The organism is Pseudomonas sp. Z1-14, assembly GCF_051132005.1.
GTDB lineage: Bacteria > Pseudomonadota > Gammaproteobacteria > Pseudomonadales > Pseudomonadaceae > Aquipseudomonas.
On the sequence record NZ_CP071646.1, the window covers coordinates 4,210,718 to 4,225,259 of the forward strand.

The 14,542-nt window shown below is 61.5% G+C and carries 18 protein-coding genes, 1 tRNA gene and 1 pseudogene; 10 read left to right on the plus strand and 10 right to left on the minus strand.

The annotated features are described in order from the left end of the window. Nucleotides 1-148: 148 nt before the first annotated feature. The 3 genes from J3P89_RS19280 to J3P89_RS19290 all read left to right on the plus strand — a co-directional run bounded on the left by J3P89_RS19280 (nt 149) and on the right by J3P89_RS19290 (nt 945). Nucleotides 149-224 (plus strand) — tRNA-Asn (locus J3P89_RS19280). Nucleotides 225-478: 254 nt separating this feature from the next. Next, on the plus strand, nt 479-673 hold the full coding sequence (locus tag J3P89_RS19285; protein WP_305495847.1) for a hypothetical protein: 195 nt from the start codon (nt 479-481) through the stop codon (nt 671-673). A gap of 89 nt (nt 674-762) precedes the next feature. Continuing rightward, a complete protein-coding gene (locus J3P89_RS19290; RefSeq protein WP_305495849.1) occupies nt 763-945 on the plus strand; it encodes a hypothetical protein in 183 nt (60 codons plus the stop codon). Here J3P89_RS19290 and J3P89_RS19295 read toward each other — a convergent pair. The 8 genes and pseudogenes from J3P89_RS19295 to J3P89_RS19330 all read right to left on the minus strand — a co-directional run bounded on the left by J3P89_RS19295 (nt 942) and on the right by J3P89_RS19330 (nt 8,530). Then, a complete protein-coding gene (locus J3P89_RS19295; RefSeq protein ID WP_305495852.1) occupies nt 942-2,003 on the minus strand; it encodes an AI-2E family transporter in 1,062 nt (353 codons plus the stop codon). The two genes, J3P89_RS19290 and J3P89_RS19295, sit on opposite strands and share 4 nt — an antisense overlap. A gap of 485 nt (nt 2,004-2,488) precedes the next feature. After that, nucleotides 2,489-3,310, minus strand: coding sequence for a methyl-accepting chemotaxis protein (locus tag J3P89_RS19300; protein ID WP_370871133.1), 822 nt, complete (start codon nt 3,308-3,310; stop codon nt 2,489-2,491). A gap of 36 nt (nt 3,311-3,346) precedes the next feature. Then, nucleotides 3,347-4,285 (minus strand): annotated as a pseudogene (locus J3P89_RS19305) (cache domain-containing protein); the annotation flags it as partial. A 109-nt stretch (nt 4,286-4,394) separates the two neighbouring features. Next, nucleotides 4,395-5,711 carry a Na+/H+ antiporter family protein gene (locus J3P89_RS19310; RefSeq protein WP_434658265.1) on the minus strand — a complete coding sequence of 439 codons (1,317 nt, stop codon included), beginning with the start codon at nt 5,709-5,711 and terminating at the stop codon, nt 4,395-4,397. A gap of 221 nt (nt 5,712-5,932) precedes the next feature. Then, nucleotides 5,933-7,246 (minus strand): ATP-binding protein, encoded by a 1,314-nt coding sequence (locus tag J3P89_RS19315; RefSeq protein ID WP_434624942.1) that lies wholly within the window; start codon nt 7,244-7,246, stop codon nt 5,933-5,935. Then, nucleotides 7,243-7,911 carry a response regulator transcription factor gene (locus tag J3P89_RS19320; RefSeq protein WP_305495857.1) on the minus strand — a complete coding sequence of 223 codons (669 nt, stop codon included), beginning with the start codon at nt 7,909-7,911 and terminating at the stop codon, nt 7,243-7,245. Before J3P89_RS19320 ends, J3P89_RS19315 begins: the two co-directional genes overlap by 4 nt. Further along, nucleotides 7,911-8,222: a PepSY domain-containing protein gene (locus tag J3P89_RS19325; RefSeq protein ID WP_434695304.1), complete on the minus strand. Its 312-nt coding sequence runs from the start codon at nt 8,220-8,222 to the stop codon at nt 7,911-7,913. The genes J3P89_RS19320 and J3P89_RS19325 overlap by 1 nt, the downstream gene beginning before the upstream one ends. Beyond that, entirely contained in the window at nt 8,222-8,530 is a 309-nt protein-coding gene (locus J3P89_RS19330; protein WP_434569227.1) for a PepSY domain-containing protein, read from the minus strand. The genes J3P89_RS19325 and J3P89_RS19330 overlap by 1 nt, the downstream gene beginning before the upstream one ends. Before the next feature lie 216 nt (nt 8,531-8,746). On the opposite strand from J3P89_RS19330, the gene J3P89_RS19335 reads away from it, so the two are divergent. The 7 genes from J3P89_RS19335 (at nt 8,747) to J3P89_RS19365 (ending at nt 13,536) form a co-directional block, all read left to right on the plus strand. Beyond that, nucleotides 8,747-9,826: a patatin-like phospholipase family protein gene (locus J3P89_RS19335; RefSeq protein WP_434695305.1), complete on the plus strand. Its 1,080-nt coding sequence runs from the start codon at nt 8,747-8,749 to the stop codon at nt 9,824-9,826. An 86-nt stretch (nt 9,827-9,912) separates the two neighbouring features. After that, nucleotides 9,913-10,200 carry a type II toxin-antitoxin system Phd/YefM family antitoxin gene (locus J3P89_RS19340; protein ID WP_434603463.1) on the plus strand — a complete coding sequence of 96 codons (288 nt, stop codon included), beginning with the start codon at nt 9,913-9,915 and terminating at the stop codon, nt 10,198-10,200. Beyond that, the gene (locus tag J3P89_RS19345) at nt 10,190-10,477 is read left to right on the plus strand and encodes a type II toxin-antitoxin system RelE family toxin (protein WP_434603461.1); all 288 of its coding nucleotides are present in this window, start codon (nt 10,190-10,192) and stop codon (nt 10,475-10,477) included. Before J3P89_RS19340 ends, J3P89_RS19345 begins: the two co-directional genes overlap by 11 nt. 292 nt (nt 10,478-10,769) lie before the next feature. Then, nucleotides 10,770-11,939, plus strand: a complete 1,170-nt coding sequence (locus J3P89_RS19350; protein ID WP_434695306.1) for a tyrosine-type recombinase/integrase — start codon at nt 10,770-10,772, stop codon at nt 11,937-11,939. Nucleotides 11,940-12,009: 70 nt separating this feature from the next. Next, nucleotides 12,010-12,219, plus strand: a complete 210-nt coding sequence (locus tag J3P89_RS19355) for a hypothetical protein (protein WP_434695308.1) — start codon at nt 12,010-12,012, stop codon at nt 12,217-12,219. 89 nt (nt 12,220-12,308) lie between these two features. Then, nucleotides 12,309-13,100, plus strand: a complete 792-nt coding sequence (locus J3P89_RS19360; RefSeq protein ID WP_434695310.1) for a hypothetical protein — start codon at nt 12,309-12,311, stop codon at nt 13,098-13,100. Beyond that, complete coding sequence (locus tag J3P89_RS19365) at nt 13,084-13,536, plus strand: hypothetical protein (RefSeq protein WP_434695312.1); 453 nt, start codon at nt 13,084-13,086, stop codon at nt 13,534-13,536. Before J3P89_RS19360 ends, J3P89_RS19365 begins: the two co-directional genes overlap by 17 nt. Here the strand turns inward: J3P89_RS19365 and J3P89_RS19370 are convergent. Together J3P89_RS19370 and J3P89_RS19375 are read right to left on the minus strand one after the other, a co-directional pair. After that, the gene (locus J3P89_RS19370) at nt 13,517-14,029 is read right to left on the minus strand and encodes a lysis protein (RefSeq protein ID WP_434695313.1); all 513 of its coding nucleotides are present in this window, start codon (nt 14,027-14,029) and stop codon (nt 13,517-13,519) included. The two genes, J3P89_RS19365 and J3P89_RS19370, sit on opposite strands and share 20 nt — an antisense overlap. Then, the gene (locus J3P89_RS19375; protein WP_434695315.1) at nt 14,026-14,451 is read right to left on the minus strand and encodes a cell wall hydrolase; all 426 of its coding nucleotides are present in this window, start codon (nt 14,449-14,451) and stop codon (nt 14,026-14,028) included. Before J3P89_RS19375 ends, J3P89_RS19370 begins: the two co-directional genes overlap by 4 nt. Nucleotides 14,452-14,542 lie beyond the last annotated feature (91 nt).

A 14,542-nucleotide genomic window follows, 5' to 3' on the forward strand; every position in this document is an offset into this window, starting at 1 on the left:
GCGTCCTGCCACTTCCGGGCGCCCATGGTAGCCCTCTCTCGCCGTCGCGGTAACTGCCAATTGTTGATTGGTCACCGATGGGCTTTAAGCCGCTCCGTGCGCAACAGATGCTTGACTTCTCTTTTCCAATCAGTAACATACGCGCCATTCCGCGATAGCTCAGTTGGTAGAGCAAGTGACTGTTAATCACTGGGTCCCTGGTTCGAGTCCAGGTCGTGGAGCCAGACAGCAACAGAAAAAGCCCCTGAATCGAAAGATCCAGGGGCTTTTTTGTGGGCGCTTTTCAGCCAAACGGCGACTGATCGCCGTATACCGCCTGGCTGAGGTCGCTACCGGAACAACAATCTGGCGCCAACCAGGCACTATGGTCTGAATCCTGCTTTATTTTTCGACGACTCAAGCTGTCACGAGCGTGTCATGGCAGTGCCGCAACCTGTCAACGTCCGCCGCCGCAGCTCATAACAACAAGGACGAAGCCATGCCCACACAAAATCCCCACCGCATCGTCGGCCTGTGCACTTCCAGCAAGGTCTACAACGTACTGACCGAGCTCAAGCACCTGGAAGGCCACCGCAGCGCCAAGTTCCTTTCCCTGCTCGCGGAAAACCTGGTTCGCAAGGGCCTGCTCAATGAACAGGAAGTGGTGCACATGCTCGACCTGGTGGTCGATTGAGCGGCATCGATTCCTACTATTGAAGCGGTTGATTTTTCCCCGTCCCGCATGAGCCGTAAGGTAACCCCATCGACTGATGGAGGTTTCCCATGCCCAAGGTTCAAATCATGTCTGTCATTGGCAGCGCCGTCCCCGCCCCACTTCGGGAGCGCGGACTGCTGGCTTGCTGGTATCTGGTGCAAGATGGCGTCACCGTCAGCGGCCCGCTGACTTCCCTGCCCGCCGCCCAGGCCTTGTCGCAACGTATCGGTCCGTACCTGTTGAGCGCCTAGGGCAACTGCACCCGCGGCTTGCCCTCGACGAACAGCGCCCAGCAGGACATGAACAGCGCGGCGATCAGTGGCCCGATGACAAAACCATTGAGGCCGAATACGGCCAACCCGCCAAGCGTCGAAATCAGGACCATGTAGTCGGGCATCTTGGTGTCCTTGCCGACGAGGATCGGGCGCAGGAAGTTGTCCACCAGGCCGATCACGAAGACCCCGAACAGCGCCAGCACCACGCCCTGCCAGATCGCTCCCGACAGCAGGAAATACACCGCCACTGGCACCCAGACAATGCCCGCCCCCACCGCCGGCAGCAGCGACAGGAAAGCCATCAGCACCGCCCACGGCAACACCGTCGGGATACCCAGGATCCAGAAAATAAGGCCGCCCAGGGCGCCCTGGGTGATCGCCACCAACAGGTTGCCCTTCACCGTCGCCCGCACCACCCGGTTGAACTTCAATTGCAGGCGGCGCTTCTGGTGCTCGGCCAGCGGAACGGCCGAGCGCACCTTGCGCACCAGCTCCGCGCCGTCACGCAGGAAAAAGAACAACAGGTAGAGCATCACGAAGAAGCTCACCAGGAACTGGAACGTACCCTGGCCGAAACTGAACGCCTGGGTGGCGAAAAATTCGCTGCCCTGCATGGCGCTCTTGACGATCTTGTCTCGCAGGCCACTCAGGTTGCCCAGGCCGAAGCGGTCGAGCAGGTGCTGAAAGAACGGCGGCAACGCCTCCTTGAAACGCGCCAGGTAATCGGCGACGTCCAGCTCGCCACTTTCCAGGCTTTTGTACAGCGCCGCCCCTTCCTGGACGAGCAAGGTACTGATGACGATCACCGGCAAAATGGCGATCACCACGCAGATGCTCAGGGTGAACAGTGCCGTGACATTGCGCGGCCAGCCGAACTTGAACTGCAAGCGACGTTGCAGCGGCGCGAAGACGATGCCCAGGATGACGGCCCAGAATACCGCCCCATAAAACGGCAGCAGAATCCAGACGAAGGCAATGCTGACCAGGATCAGCAACAGCATCTGCGACTTGTTTTGGAGGTTCTTTCGGTTCATGTGCTTTCCATGTCATTGGCAGATAGACATTAGTCCGCCAGGACTCGCCGGAGTGCCGTCGCGTCTGCCATATGCCGGCCTTCGAGGTCGCGCCGGGGGATGGGAATGTGGTTCGGGCTGTTGATGCGCGATGCGCGCGAGCTGCCTGCCTGAGATCTAATCGTGGCGAGGGAGCTTGCTCCCGCTCGGCTGCGAAGCAGTCGTAAATCTGCGGATGCGGTGTGTCTGATGCTCCGCATGCGGCAGGTTTGGGGCCGCTTCGCGGCCCAGCGGGAGCAAGCTCCCTCGCCACGACTGCGTTGCATTCGGCCGGAAATCGCTTTCGCGAGCAGGCTCACTCCCACACGGATCATGTTTGTCTCTGCCCGGCAGAAACTGCCGAAGGCTGCGATCCTCCGCTTCCGATAGGGCCTGGTAGCCCAGGCGAAAACATCTGGATCGAAAGCGAAAGATCGCAGCCTTCGGCAGCTCCTGCTGTGCTCGGATCAGATCCGGAACTGCCCCACCAGTTTGCCCAGGCGCTGCCCCAGATCGGCCAGGCTGCGGGAGGTCTGGGCGCTGAGCTGGGTTTCGTCGGCGACAGTGTCCACCGCCACGGCAATCTGATGCACGCTGCGGTTGATTTCTTCAGCCACCGCGGTCTGCTCCTCGGCGGCGCTGGCGATCTGGGCGTTCATCGAGTTGATGGTGCCGATCAGTTGCGCCATGGTGTCCAGGGAGGCGCCCGCCTCGTTGGCCCGTTCCGAGGTGCCGTCGCCGGCCTCGCTGGAACGGCGCATCGCTTCCACCGCGGCATGGGTACCCGACTGCAGGCGATCGATCATGCCCTGGATTTCCTGAGTGCTTTGCTGGGTCCGGCTGGCGAGAGCGCGGACTTCGTCGGCCACCACCGCAAAACCACGGCCCGCTTCACCGGCACGCGCAGCCTCGATGGCCGCGTTGAGGGCCAGCAGGTTGGTCTGCTCGGCAATCGAACGGATCACGCCGAGCACGCTGACAATCGAGGCCACGTCCTGTTGCAGGCTGTCCAGGGACACGCCGCTGCTGCGGATATCGTTCACCAGCGCATGAATCTGCTGGATGCTGCCGGCCACCACGCGCTTGGCGGACTGGCCTTCTTCATCGGTCTGCTGGGCCGCGACGGCTGCGCCCTGGGCACTGCGGGCGACTTCCTGGGCCGCGGAGGACATTTCGTTGATCGCCGTGGCGACCTGGTCGGTCTCGTGGCGCTGGCGCTCCATGGCCTGCTCGGAACGCTGGGCCTGCTCGGACACCTGCGTCACCAGGCCGGTCAGTTGTGAGGTCATGTCGGTGATCTGCCCTACCAGGCCGTGGATCTTGTCGACGAAGCGGTTGAAGGAACCGGCCAGTTGGCCCAGTTCGTCCTGGCTGGTAATCGCCAGGCGCCGGGTCAGGTCGCCCTCGCCCGCGGCGATGTCATCGAGGTTGTCCTTCATCAGGTGCAGCGGACGCAGGATGGTATTGGCGAGCACCAGGCCCACCACCGCGATCACCAGCAGCACCACGGCGGCGATCCCGACGATACTCAGGATCACGCCCTGCAGGCGATCGTGGACCTTGGCTTCCACCAGCGCCACCTGGCCTTCGATGCCGTCGAGGTTGACCGAGCTGCCGACCGCCAGGTCCCACTTGGCCAGGTATTCGGTGTAGCCGAGCTTGGGCACCAGGTCCTTGCTGCCGGGCAGCGGCGAGCTGTATTCCAGGTAATGCGTGCCGTCCTTGGCGACTTTCACCAGGTCACGGTTGACGTAGACGCCGTTCGGGTCGCGGTTGTCCTTGAAACTCTTGCCAACGCCGTCGGGGCTGTTGGCCTTGAACAGGCGAATAGTCTCGGAGTCGTAGCCGAAGAAGTAGCCGTCCTTGCCGTAGCTGATGTTCGACAGCAACTTGATCGCCTGGGCGCGCGCCTCGTTATCGCCAGGCGCGGCGGCATCGTAGAGCGGCTTGATGGCGGTAAGGCCGACCGCGACGTAATTCTGCAGCGTGGCCTTGGCTTCACTGAGCAGACGTTCGCGGGTTTGCTGGACTTCCTTGCTGGCCTGTTCCTTCAAGATGAACGCCGTGGTCAGGCTGATGATCACCGCGGACAGCAATACCGGCAGGATTGCCAGGGACAGGACTTTAGCCTTCAGACTCAGGCGCATGCTGTTCACTCTTGTTGGTTTTATGGCGTGGTTAACTGGGTTAACGGCAGCGCACGATAAAACTGTAGGACAAGGTGGACAGTCGGTTGGCAGGGTCGCTGGATTCACGGGCCCCATCGCGAGCAAGCTCGCTCCCACAGGGTTCAAGGATGACCACAAATAATGTGTTCACACCGATTCATTGTGGGAGCGAGCTTGCTCGCGATTGAGGCGACTCAGTCCTGGATTAGAGCACCATCGCCGCCACCCAACCAAACGCCAGCAATGGCAGGTTGTAGTGGAGGAAGGTCGGGACCACGGTGTCCCAGATGTGGTGATGCTGGCCGTCGATGTTCAGGCCGGAGGTCGGGCCGAGTGTCGAATCCGAGGCAGGCGAGCCGGCATCGCCCAGGGCGCCCGCGGTGCCGACGATGCAGACGATCGCCAGCGGGCTGAAGCCCAGTTGCAGGCACAGCGGCACAAAAATGGTCGCCAGGATCGGCACCGTGGAAAACGACGAGCCGATCCCCATCGTCACCAGCAGCCCGACCAGCAACATCAACAGCGCACCGATGCCCTTGTTGTGGCCGATCCAGGCCGCCGAGGTTTCCACCAGGCTTTGCACCTCACCGGTGGCCTTCATCACTTCGGCGAAGCCCGAGGCGGCGATCATGATGAAGCCGATCATCGCCATCATCTTCATGCCTTCGGTGAACAGGTCGTCCGTCTCGCGCCAGCGCACCACGCCCGACACCGAGAAAATCAGGAAACCGGCCAGGGCGCCGATGATCATCGAATCGAGCAGGAGCTGGATGGCGAATGCCGCCGCGATTGCCAACCCGGCGACCAACAGGCTGAGCGGGTTGTAGCGCACGGCCACCTGCTCGGCCCTGGCGATCTTTTTCAGATCGTAGACGCGTTTCTTGCGATAGCTGATAAACGACAGCACCAGCCCGAACACCATGCCCAGCGCCGGGATGCCCATCGCATGGGTGACGTTGATGCCACTGACATCGACACCGCTGCGGGCGATGTTGGCGAGCAGGATTTCGTTGAGGAAGATATTGCCGAAGCCCACCGGCAGGAACATGTAGGGGGTGATCAGGCCGAAAGTCATGACGCAAGCGATCAGCCGACGGTCCAGTTGCAGCTTGGTCAGCACATAAAGCAGTGGCGGCACCAGCAGCGGAATGAAGGCGATATGGATCGGCAGGATATTCTGCGAGGCCACCGCGACCGTCCCCAGCAGGCCGATCAACAGCCATTTGACGCCCGTGCCACCGGCCGCGTCCTGACGGTCGACCATGGCCAGGACCTTGTCGGCCAAGGCATGGGCCATGCCGGACTTGGCAATCGCCACCGCAAAGGCGCCCAGCAGAGCGTAGGACAACGCCACCGTTGCGCCGCCGCCAAGGCCCGCGTTGAAGGCCTTGAGCGTTGCCTCGATCCCCAGGCCGCCTACCAAGCCACCCACCAGCGCGCCGATAATCAGCGCGATCACCACATGCACGCGGGACAGGCTGAGCACCAGCATGACGCCAACCGCGGCAATTACTGCATTTATCATCGTTACCTCAAAGCACAGCGATGGAAAGCCACCGGACAAAAAGGTCGCGACTTTGCAGGAAGCAGCGGCAAGCTGCAAGGGTCATGCGGCGGGATTTCCATATCACCAATGCCCCGTGGGAGCGAGCCTGCTCGCGAAAGCGGTCTGTCAGTCGAATCGAATTGGCAGACCCGACGCCTTCGCGAGCAGGCTCGCTCCCACAGGGGTTCGTGCGGATTTCAGCGCTTGGGCAGCTCAATCATTACTTTCAACCCGCCCCACTCGCTGTCGCCCAACGCCAATGTCCCGCCCCAGGTGTCGACGATGTCGCGCACGATGCCCAGCCCCAGGCCATGGCCATCGGTCTGCTCATCCAGGCGCGTGCCGCGGCTGAAGACCTGGTCGCGGCGATCCGGCGGGATGCCGGGGCCATCGTCTTCCACTGCCAGGTGGAAACCCACGAGCGTCTCGCTCACGGTCAGGCGCACTTCGGCGTCGGCCCATTTGCAAGCGTTGTCCAGCAGGTTGCCCAGCAGTTCCAGCAAGTCTTCGCGATCCCAGGGCAGGTGCAAGCCGGGCGGCGCGACATAAGCCAGGTGCAGATGCTCGCCGTGGATCATGTTCAGCGTCGCCAACAAACCCGGCAGTTCGGTGTCGCAATCCAGGTGCGCGCCGGGCAAGGCATCGCCGGACAGGCGGGCACGGTTGAGTTCGCGGTTCAGGCGCTGGCGAACCTGCTCGAGTTGATCCAGCAGCAACTTGCGCAACTCGGGATAAGGGTCGAGCTTCTCGTTCGACGCCAGGCTTTGCAGCACCGCCAGAGGTGTCTTCAAGGCATGGCCAAGGTTGCCCAGGGCGTTGCGCGAACGCTTGAGGCTGTCTTCGGTATGGGCCAGCAAATGGTTGATCTGCGCCACCAGCGGCTCCAGTTCCCTGGGCACTTGTTCGTCAAGTTGCGAACGCTGGCCGCGTTGCAGCTGGGCAATCTGCTCCCGGGCCTTCTCCAACGGCCGCAAGGCGCGCTGCACCGTGAGCCGCTGCAACAGCAGGATCAGCAGCAACCCCGCCAAGCCGAGGCCGAGGCCGACCTGCTGCATCCGCAGGAAACTGTCGCGCACCGGCGTGTAGTCCTGCGCCACGCTGATGGAAATCGCCTGGCCCAGGCGTCGGTAGTCCGTGCGCAGCACCAGCAGTTTCTGGCCTTCGGGGCCCAGTTGCAGGTTGCTGTGCAGCCCCGGATGGTCGAGCCGCGGCAGTTCCTGGTCCCAGAGGGAACGGGAGCGCCAATGCTCGTCGGCAAAATCGATGCGGAAATAATGCCCGGAGAACGGTCGCAGGTAAGCCGGCGACAAGCGTCGCTCGTCCAGTTGCAACCCTTGCGGGCCACGGACCAGGGCCACCAGCAGGTTCTCGCTGTCATTGCGCAACCCCGCTTCGAGGTAGCGCTGCAAACCCAACTCGAACAACCACAGGCTGGTCTGCGCGAGGACCAGGCCGACCACCACCATCACACCGATCAGGCCCAGGCTCAGGCGCCGCTGGATGGATCTCACTGCGCCTGTCCGCCGAACAGGTAGCCCTGGCCGCGACGGGTTTCGATCACGCTGCGTCCGAGCTTGCGCCGCAGGTGATTGACGTGGACTTCCAGCACATTCGAATCGCGCTCGGTTTCACCATCATAGAGGTGCTCGGCGAGGTGGCTTTTGGAAAGGATTTGCTCGGGGTGGAGCATGAAATAGCGCAACAGCCTGAATTCGGCGGCGGTCAGCTGGATCTCGGCGCCGTCGCGAATCACGCATTGCCGGCCTTCATCCAGGTGCAACCCCGCCGCTTGCAGCGTCGGCTGGTTGACCTGACCGTGGGAGCGACGCAACAGCGCCTGGATGCGCAGGTGCAGTTCTTCAGGGTGAAAGGGTTTGGTCAGGTAATCATCGGCCCCGGCCTTGAGTCCTTCGATGCGCTCGGCCCAGGAGCCACGCGCGGTGAGAATAAGTACCGGGGTGGTCAGGCCGCCAGCGCGCCATTGCGCCAGCACCTCGAGCCCCGGCACCCCCGGCAGCCCAAGGTCGAGAATGATCAGGTCGTAGGGCTCGCTGCTGCCCTGATACACCGCGTCGCGCCCGTCGGCGAGCCAATCGACCGCGTAGCCCTGCCGGGCGAGCCCGGCCATTAGCTCGTCGGCCAGGGGAACATGGTCTTCCACCAGTAGCAGGCGCATCAGTCTTCCTTATCTTTGAGTAGGCGGCCGGTCGCGGCCTCCAGGTCCAGTTCGCGCACGACGCCGTCGGTGTCCAGCAACTCGACTTCGTAGATGTAGATGCCGTGCTTTTCTTCCAGCTCGGCTTCCAGCAACTTGGCGCCGGGATGGCGATCCAGGGCCTGTTGCAGCAGGTGTTCCAAGGGCAGGATCACGCCCTGCTGACGCAGTTGCAGGGCCTCGTCCTGGTCCAGGTCGCGGGCCACGGCCACCGAACAACACACCATCAGCGCCAGCGCCCAACGGTTGCGGGCGCGCAGATTAAGCTTCATTACGTATCCTGATGATTCTTGAGCACCTCGCCAGTGACGGCGTCGAGTTCCAGATCCCACTCGATGCCCTTGGCATCACGCAGATCCACTTTGTAGCGGTACTTGCCGTATTCCTCTTCCAGCTCGGTATCGGTCACCGTGGCGCCAGTGTGTTTGGCCAGGGCAGCGGCGTTGAGCTGATCAAAAGGCAGGATGGTACCAGCGTCCAGCAATTTTTGGGCTTCAGTGGCATCGAGGTCCCTGGCTTGAGCCGGACCTGTACCGATGACCATGAGCGCCGCGATGAAAAAGGCAGTGAGGCGGTTCACGGGTTATCTCCTTTTTATAATCTTCAGCGGGGAACTGTATCGGGACGAACTTAACTGAAACTGAATTGCCATCATTGAATCCAGGTCAATTTTGCTCGCGCCAGCGTCAGGTCAGTCATCAAAACTGACAACTGACACAGCGTCATCGCGAGCAAGCTCGCTCCCGCAGGGTTCTGTGTCGCTATAATCAGCCGCTTGCACGTATTCGAGACCGGTATGACCGCCATTCACATCAAGTTCCCCGCGCTGACTCTGAAGGCCGGCCCTCGCGCCTTCAAGCGCATCCGCCAGGCAGGCCTTCAGGCCGCCGATGTCGGCATCCTGCCAGGCGCCGCCGGAGGGCCGAAAGCCTTGGGTATCCAAGGGCTGGATCTGGCGCTGTTCGGCGAATGGCTGCCCGCCGCGTCGCGGGAGCGCTCGCTGATCGGTGCATCGGTCGGCTCCTGGCGCTTCGCCAGCGCCTGTCTGCCGGACGCCGCCGAGGGCATTCGCCGCCTGGGCATCCTGTACAACGAGCAGAGCTTCGCCAAAGGCGTGACCATGGCCGGGGTCAGCCAGAGCTCGCAGCGCATGCTCGACGACCTGCTTGAAGGTCGCGACCTGACGATCCTCGACAATCCGCATTACCGGCTCAACATCATGGTAGTCAAGAGTCATGGCCTGTTGGCGCAGGACCATCGCGGCCGGCTGGGCCTGGGGCTGTCCTCGGTGATCGCCGACAACCTGCGCGGCCGGGCGCGGCTGTCGCGGCATTTCGAAAGGCTGATCATCCACGACCCGCGCCTGGCTCCCCCGCTCCATCCGCTGACGGACTTCCCCTCGCGCTTCGTGCCGCTGGAGGCCGGCAACCTGCGCCAGGCACTGCTGGCGTCGGGCTCGATCCCGATGATCATGGAAGGCGTGCGCGACCTGCCCGGCGCCGGCGCGGGCACCTACCGCGATGGCGGCCTGCTGGACTACCACCTTGACCTGCCCTATAGCGGCGAGGACATCGTGCTCTATCCGCACTTCACCGATCGGGTCATTCCCGGCTGGTTCGACAAAGGCCTGCCATGGCGCCGAGGCGATACCTCGCGCTTGCAGGATGTTCTGCTGCTGGCGCCGTCCCGCGAATACCTGGCTCGCCTGCCCTACGGCAAACTGCCGGACCGCAACGACTTCAAGCGTTTCATGGGCGATGACCCGGCCCGCCGCAAATACTGGCGCACCGCAATGGACGAAAGCCGCCGCCTCGGCGACGAGTTCCTCGAACTGACCGCCAACGGTGGGCTGGGCGAGCGTTTGCTGACCCTTTAGTCAGCACGCTCGAGGGCCCGGATGGAATGCTTGCCTGAACGCGCAAAAAAAGACCAAAATAAAGCACTTTTAAAGGAGCCATCTTCATGCAAATCGTTTTGGCTGATGTGGCCGTCAGCGTATCGGAACTGAAGAAAAATCCGTCCGCGGTCCTGAGTGGCGCGAACGGCTCACCTGTGGCCGTGCTGAACCATAACCGCGTGATGGGCTACATGGTACCGGCGGAGGTCTACGAAGCGATGATAGAGCGCCTGGACGAGTTGGAGCTGGCCCAAGTGGTCAAAGCGCGGATCGAGGCCAACGAACCGCGGGTACGCGTATCGCTCGATGACCTTATTGGCGAGGCTGAGGCTGATATCGCCAATGGGCGTTGAATATGGAGTCGAATGGGACCCGAAGGCTCTGAAAGAACTGCGAAAACTGGACGGTGCGGTCCGTCTGCAGCTTTTGAAAAAACTCCAGGAGCGACAAGGGCACCCTCGCGTACCGGGCGATGCTCTTCACGGGATGAAGGATTGTTACAAGATCAAGTTACGCGGGGCTGGGTATCGACTCGTGTATCGCATAGAGGAGGAGCGGATCGTCATTCTGGTAATAGCGGTTGGCAAGCGAGAGCGCAGCGGCGTCTACGCTTCAGCCAAGACCCGGTAGGACGGCCAGGTTTGTTGACCCTTTAGTCAGCACGCTCGCGCAACGCGGGGATCAAACTGATAAACTGCGCCGCCTGCCTCGCGACCGTCCATTTAAAGAGCCAAATCTGTGGAAATCTTCAAAGATTCCACGGTTGCCTCCCCTCCAAAACCCCGCCGTTTCACCAAACCACACAAACCCCAATAACTGCGCCGCTGTGTCGTACCACCGTGTACCGCCTAATACCTTCCCAATGCCATTGAGTTAGTACATCATCCAGTACATCGAAAGAAGATTTCAGAGGATGTACTAAGTGGCGATCACGGATACCGCAGCCAGGCAGGCAAAGCCGAAGGACAAGGCGTACACGCTACCAGACGCGCTTGGGCTTTCACTCTTTGTTGCGCCAAGCGGAATAAAGAGCTGGCACTTTCGATTCACTTGGCTTGGAAAGCAGGTGAGGATTTCTTTCGGAACGTACCCGGACACGGGCCTGAAGGAGGCGCGCGCCAGGAGAGACGAGGCGCGGGAAGACATCGCGCGCGGCATTGACCCACGCGAATCAAGGAAGGAGAAGAAGGCCGGGCTGATGGAGGCCAATGCCAGGACCTTTCGCAAAATCTACGACGAGTGGCTGGCATTCAGAAAGGGAAGTATCTCGCCGGGCACCTACAGGATCATCAGCAACGCCATGGAGTTGGACGTCTTGCCAGTCTTTGGCGATCGACAGATCGAGTCAATCAAGCGCGCTGACGTTATCACACTGATTCGCAAGATCGAGAAGCGTGGTTCGGTGGCCACGGCTGTGAAGGTCCGCCAGCGCATGGGCCAGGTGTTCAGCTATGCCATCGCCATTGGCCTGATCGACGCCAATCCTACTGCAGAGATGCATGCGGTCACGGAAAAGATCGGGCAGCACAAGCATCACCCTTTCCTGCCGTTCAGCGAACTGCCGAAGACGATCGCCAACATCCAACAGAGTGTCGCCGGCCAGCAGCTTCGCTCGGCATTCATGCTGATGATCTACACGGCGTCCCGCCCGGGCGAAGTACGACACGCAGAATGGTCGGAGATCGATCTCGAAGCCGCAACCTGGACGACGCCAGCCTCAAAGATGAAGATGCGCCGCGATCACGTGGTACCGCTCCCGAGACAGGCCGTCGAGCTGCTTCGGGAAATGCTCCCCCTCACCGGTCATCTGCGCTACGTCTTCACGAACCGCAGCGATCCCATGATGCCGATCGGCACCAACTACGCCAACAATGTCATGGAAGCGTGCGGGTTGACCGGGAGGCAGTCACCCCACGGTTTCCGCCACCTGTTCTCAACGGAAATGAACGGGCGCGGATACAATCGCGACTGGATCGAGCGCCAACTTGCCCACGCCGACACCAGCTTCATCCGTGACGTGTACAACCACGCAGCGTATCTGGAGCAGCGCAGGGAAATGATGCAGGTCTGGGCTGACCTGGTAACGCCGTAACACCGGCGTCCTGCCGACCGAACGAAAATCTCCCAACTGCTACCCTGTCCTCACCACTGGAGGACATCAATTGCCCAGCTCAGACTTGCTCCCTTCCCTGCTGTACAAGATCAACGAAAACCAATTGGCGCTCGAAGCGGCCATCCTTGAGCTGTCCAACTGGGTCGAGCAGCATGGCTCCCCCGAAGTCGCCGACAACGTGCGCGGCGCCCTGGACACCATCGACCAGAACGAAGAGTTCATAAAACTGACGTTGGCTGTGCTGATGGCCCCCGAATGAAAAACGCTGCTCGTCGCCTCGCCCTCGCCTGATCTACCTCGCCTCGATTACTGTATATCCAAACAGCACCAAGCAAGCGAACCCCAATCATGAACTTTGAACAGGCCAAGGCGCTGAGGATCCAGCGATGGCGCGACACCCTTGATGATCACGACTTCAGAATGCGCAACCCAGAGGCGCACCGGTCCTGCCTGCTTGAAACAAGCGCCCGGTTAGCCGAGGAACGGCTGATTGATCGAATGCAACAGTTCGAGATGGATGAAATGGCGAACGCCGCGTACTGGCTCGCTGTCGAGGATCTGCACACGCAGCCCGTTATCTTCAGGCCTTCATATGGATATGACGTGATCCCGAAGGGCGGCGGACCGCGGCTTGGGACAATCTTTCATTCGATATTGACGCTCGATGCCAGCCGAGACGACCCGCGTCGCCCCTACGACGGTCAAGTGTACCGGGACGAGGAAGGGCTTGCGGTGCGATACAGCTACGCCAGCACCACGGGTCGTATCGAAGGGCTGACCCTTACGCTGGATGACGGCCGGCAATTTGATCTGATCGAAACTGAGCGGATGGTTTCGGGAGTGGTATATCAGCCGATAGAAGATCCGGACGTGTACCGCTGGATGCTGGACGTCCTGCAGGTAGCCAAGGAGAACAAGCAGCTCGACATCATGCAAAAAATACGGCCTTTCTTCGAGCTGGCAAGGTTTGCCGCATGCTTGTCATGTAACGACCGGTTCGGACTGCGAGAGGACTGCGAGACTTGCAGCGGCTTGGGCTTCGTCGAGAAACCCGTCCACCTGGGAAAACTTCCAGTGCAAGGCCAAGGTCAACCGAGCACGGCCATCGAACCAGGTGAAAAACATGTGCGGCGGAGTTGAAGCAGCGGACAAGAATCGGGCGTATGAGCGGGTCAAGGTGTACTTCCCGAATCCCAAGGCAGCGTTTCCCGTGGTGCTTGAAGACGGGACGGATCTTGGGTGGGTGCGATGGGGCCGGCGCCGTGAAGAGAAAGGCACAGGCCCATCAGGGGGATGGGCGAAGCTGGAGACAGTCGAGCGCGGCGGATGGGAGAAGTATCACCCACAACGGGCCCTGGGCCTGGTGCAGCGATACATGGAGAAGGACGGCGAGCGTGTATCCCACTGGTTCGATATGAACGAAGGCTACGGGCTGGAGTGCCTGGTGCTGGGCGAGGAGGAAAACCGGCGTGTTTATGTGGTCACCACCTCCCCTCCCACTGAGTTCGCCTGGATACATGACCGGTGGCCGATGATAGGCCGGCTCCCCGGCCCCATCACTGACCCAGCGCCCTGACATAAGCCTGGCACGCCTGCAGCGCGATCAACCCCCGGTCGCCGGCGTCGGTGATGGCGATAATTCGTTGAGCATGCGCCGGGTCAAGTCGGGCTCTTGTTCTTCCATGAACCATGCCGCCGGTGCCGGCGGTGGCAGGCACTGCGTTGCAACTGGCTGGATCCTCGGCGAGGAGGACTGACAGCCGGACATCAGCAGTAGCAAGGCGATCGCGCAGGCGATCTTGATCACGTTGGGCATCGGTGAGTGCTCGGTGGTGGGTTTGGTCACTGGCGGTCAGCTGCTGTTCCAGGATCAGGCGCTTGCCCTGCTCTGCCTGGACCTGGTCCGCGGCCGCGCTGCCGATCTTGGCGAGGTCGGATAGATGTGCATTGGTCTGCTGCGCCAGTTGCCCAGCGTAACGCCAGTCCTGCACCTTCCATGTCGCGCTGATCGCCAGGATCAACGCCACAGCCGCGCCGGCGATGAGCAGCTTCAGAGTTCCAGGGCTCATGGCACGTCCTTGAAGAAGATGTGGTTGCCCAGGCGGAAGGTTTGCGTGGCGTCCTTGGCCCAGACTGGCGGCTTCGGCATCGTGGTCGCGTAGTAGTGCGTCGCGCCCTTGGTGATGTCAGGCTCGGCGCCGGAGATCACCAGATCAGCCGCCCGCTGCGCCTGGGCAAACTGCTTCGGCGGAATCTCCTTGGCGCCGCTCAGGTACGGATAGTTCGGGTCGTTCTTGTTCCAGCAGCTGAACTGGTACGGCTTCAGGCACACGCCGGCGTAACCCTCACCCCACCAAGATTTGGCCTTGCCGTCGTTCACGCGGTTGCGGATCACACAGGCCACGGCCACCTGGCCGGCGAAACTCTCGCCACGGGCTTCGCCCCACAGCGTGCGGGCCAGGATGTCCCGGTCCTTTTCGGTTGCGGTCATAACTTTTCTCCAGGCAAAAAAATACCCGCTCAGCGGCGGGGTTTGGCGGGGTGCATTCAAGGCATTCCTATTGAGGAAAAATAGGCGGTTA

Excerpts from the sequence above, each read along its gene's own strand:
- J3P89_RS19285 (WP_305495847.1), top strand. The coding sequence starts at position 479 with ATGCCCACACAAAATCCCCACCGCATCGTCGGCCTGTGCACTTCCAGC.
- J3P89_RS19290 (WP_305495849.1), top strand. The coding sequence starts at position 763 with ATGCCCAAGGTTCAAATCATGTCTGTCATTGGCAGCGCCGTCCCCGCC.
- J3P89_RS19295 (WP_305495852.1), bottom strand. The coding sequence starts at position 2,003 with ATGAACCGAAAGAACCTCCAAAACAAGTCGCAGATGCTGTTGCTGATC.
- J3P89_RS19300 (WP_370871133.1), bottom strand. The coding sequence starts at position 3,310 with ATGACCTCACAACTGACCGGCCTGGTGACGCAGGTGTCCGAGCAGGCC.
- J3P89_RS19320 (WP_305495857.1), bottom strand. The coding sequence starts at position 7,911 with ATGCGCCTGCTACTGGTGGAAGACCATGTTCCCCTGGCCGACGAGCTA.
- J3P89_RS19325 (WP_434695304.1), bottom strand. The coding sequence starts at position 8,222 with ATGAAGCTTAATCTGCGCGCCCGCAACCGTTGGGCGCTGGCGCTGATG.
- J3P89_RS19335 (WP_434695305.1), top strand. The coding sequence starts at position 8,747 with ATGACCGCCATTCACATCAAGTTCCCCGCGCTGACTCTGAAGGCCGGC.
- J3P89_RS19340 (WP_434603463.1), top strand. The coding sequence starts at position 9,913 with ATGCAAATCGTTTTGGCTGATGTGGCCGTCAGCGTATCGGAACTGAAG.
- J3P89_RS19345 (WP_434603461.1), top strand. The coding sequence starts at position 10,190 with ATGGGCGTTGAATATGGAGTCGAATGGGACCCGAAGGCTCTGAAAGAA.
- J3P89_RS19360 (WP_434695310.1), top strand. The coding sequence starts at position 12,309 with ATGAACTTTGAACAGGCCAAGGCGCTGAGGATCCAGCGATGGCGCGAC.
- J3P89_RS19365 (WP_434695312.1), top strand. The coding sequence starts at position 13,084 with ATGTGCGGCGGAGTTGAAGCAGCGGACAAGAATCGGGCGTATGAGCGG.
- J3P89_RS19370 (WP_434695313.1), bottom strand. The coding sequence starts at position 14,029 with ATGAGCCCTGGAACTCTGAAGCTGCTCATCGCCGGCGCGGCTGTGGCG.
- J3P89_RS19375 (WP_434695315.1), bottom strand. The coding sequence starts at position 14,451 with ATGACCGCAACCGAAAAGGACCGGGACATCCTGGCCCGCACGCTGTGG.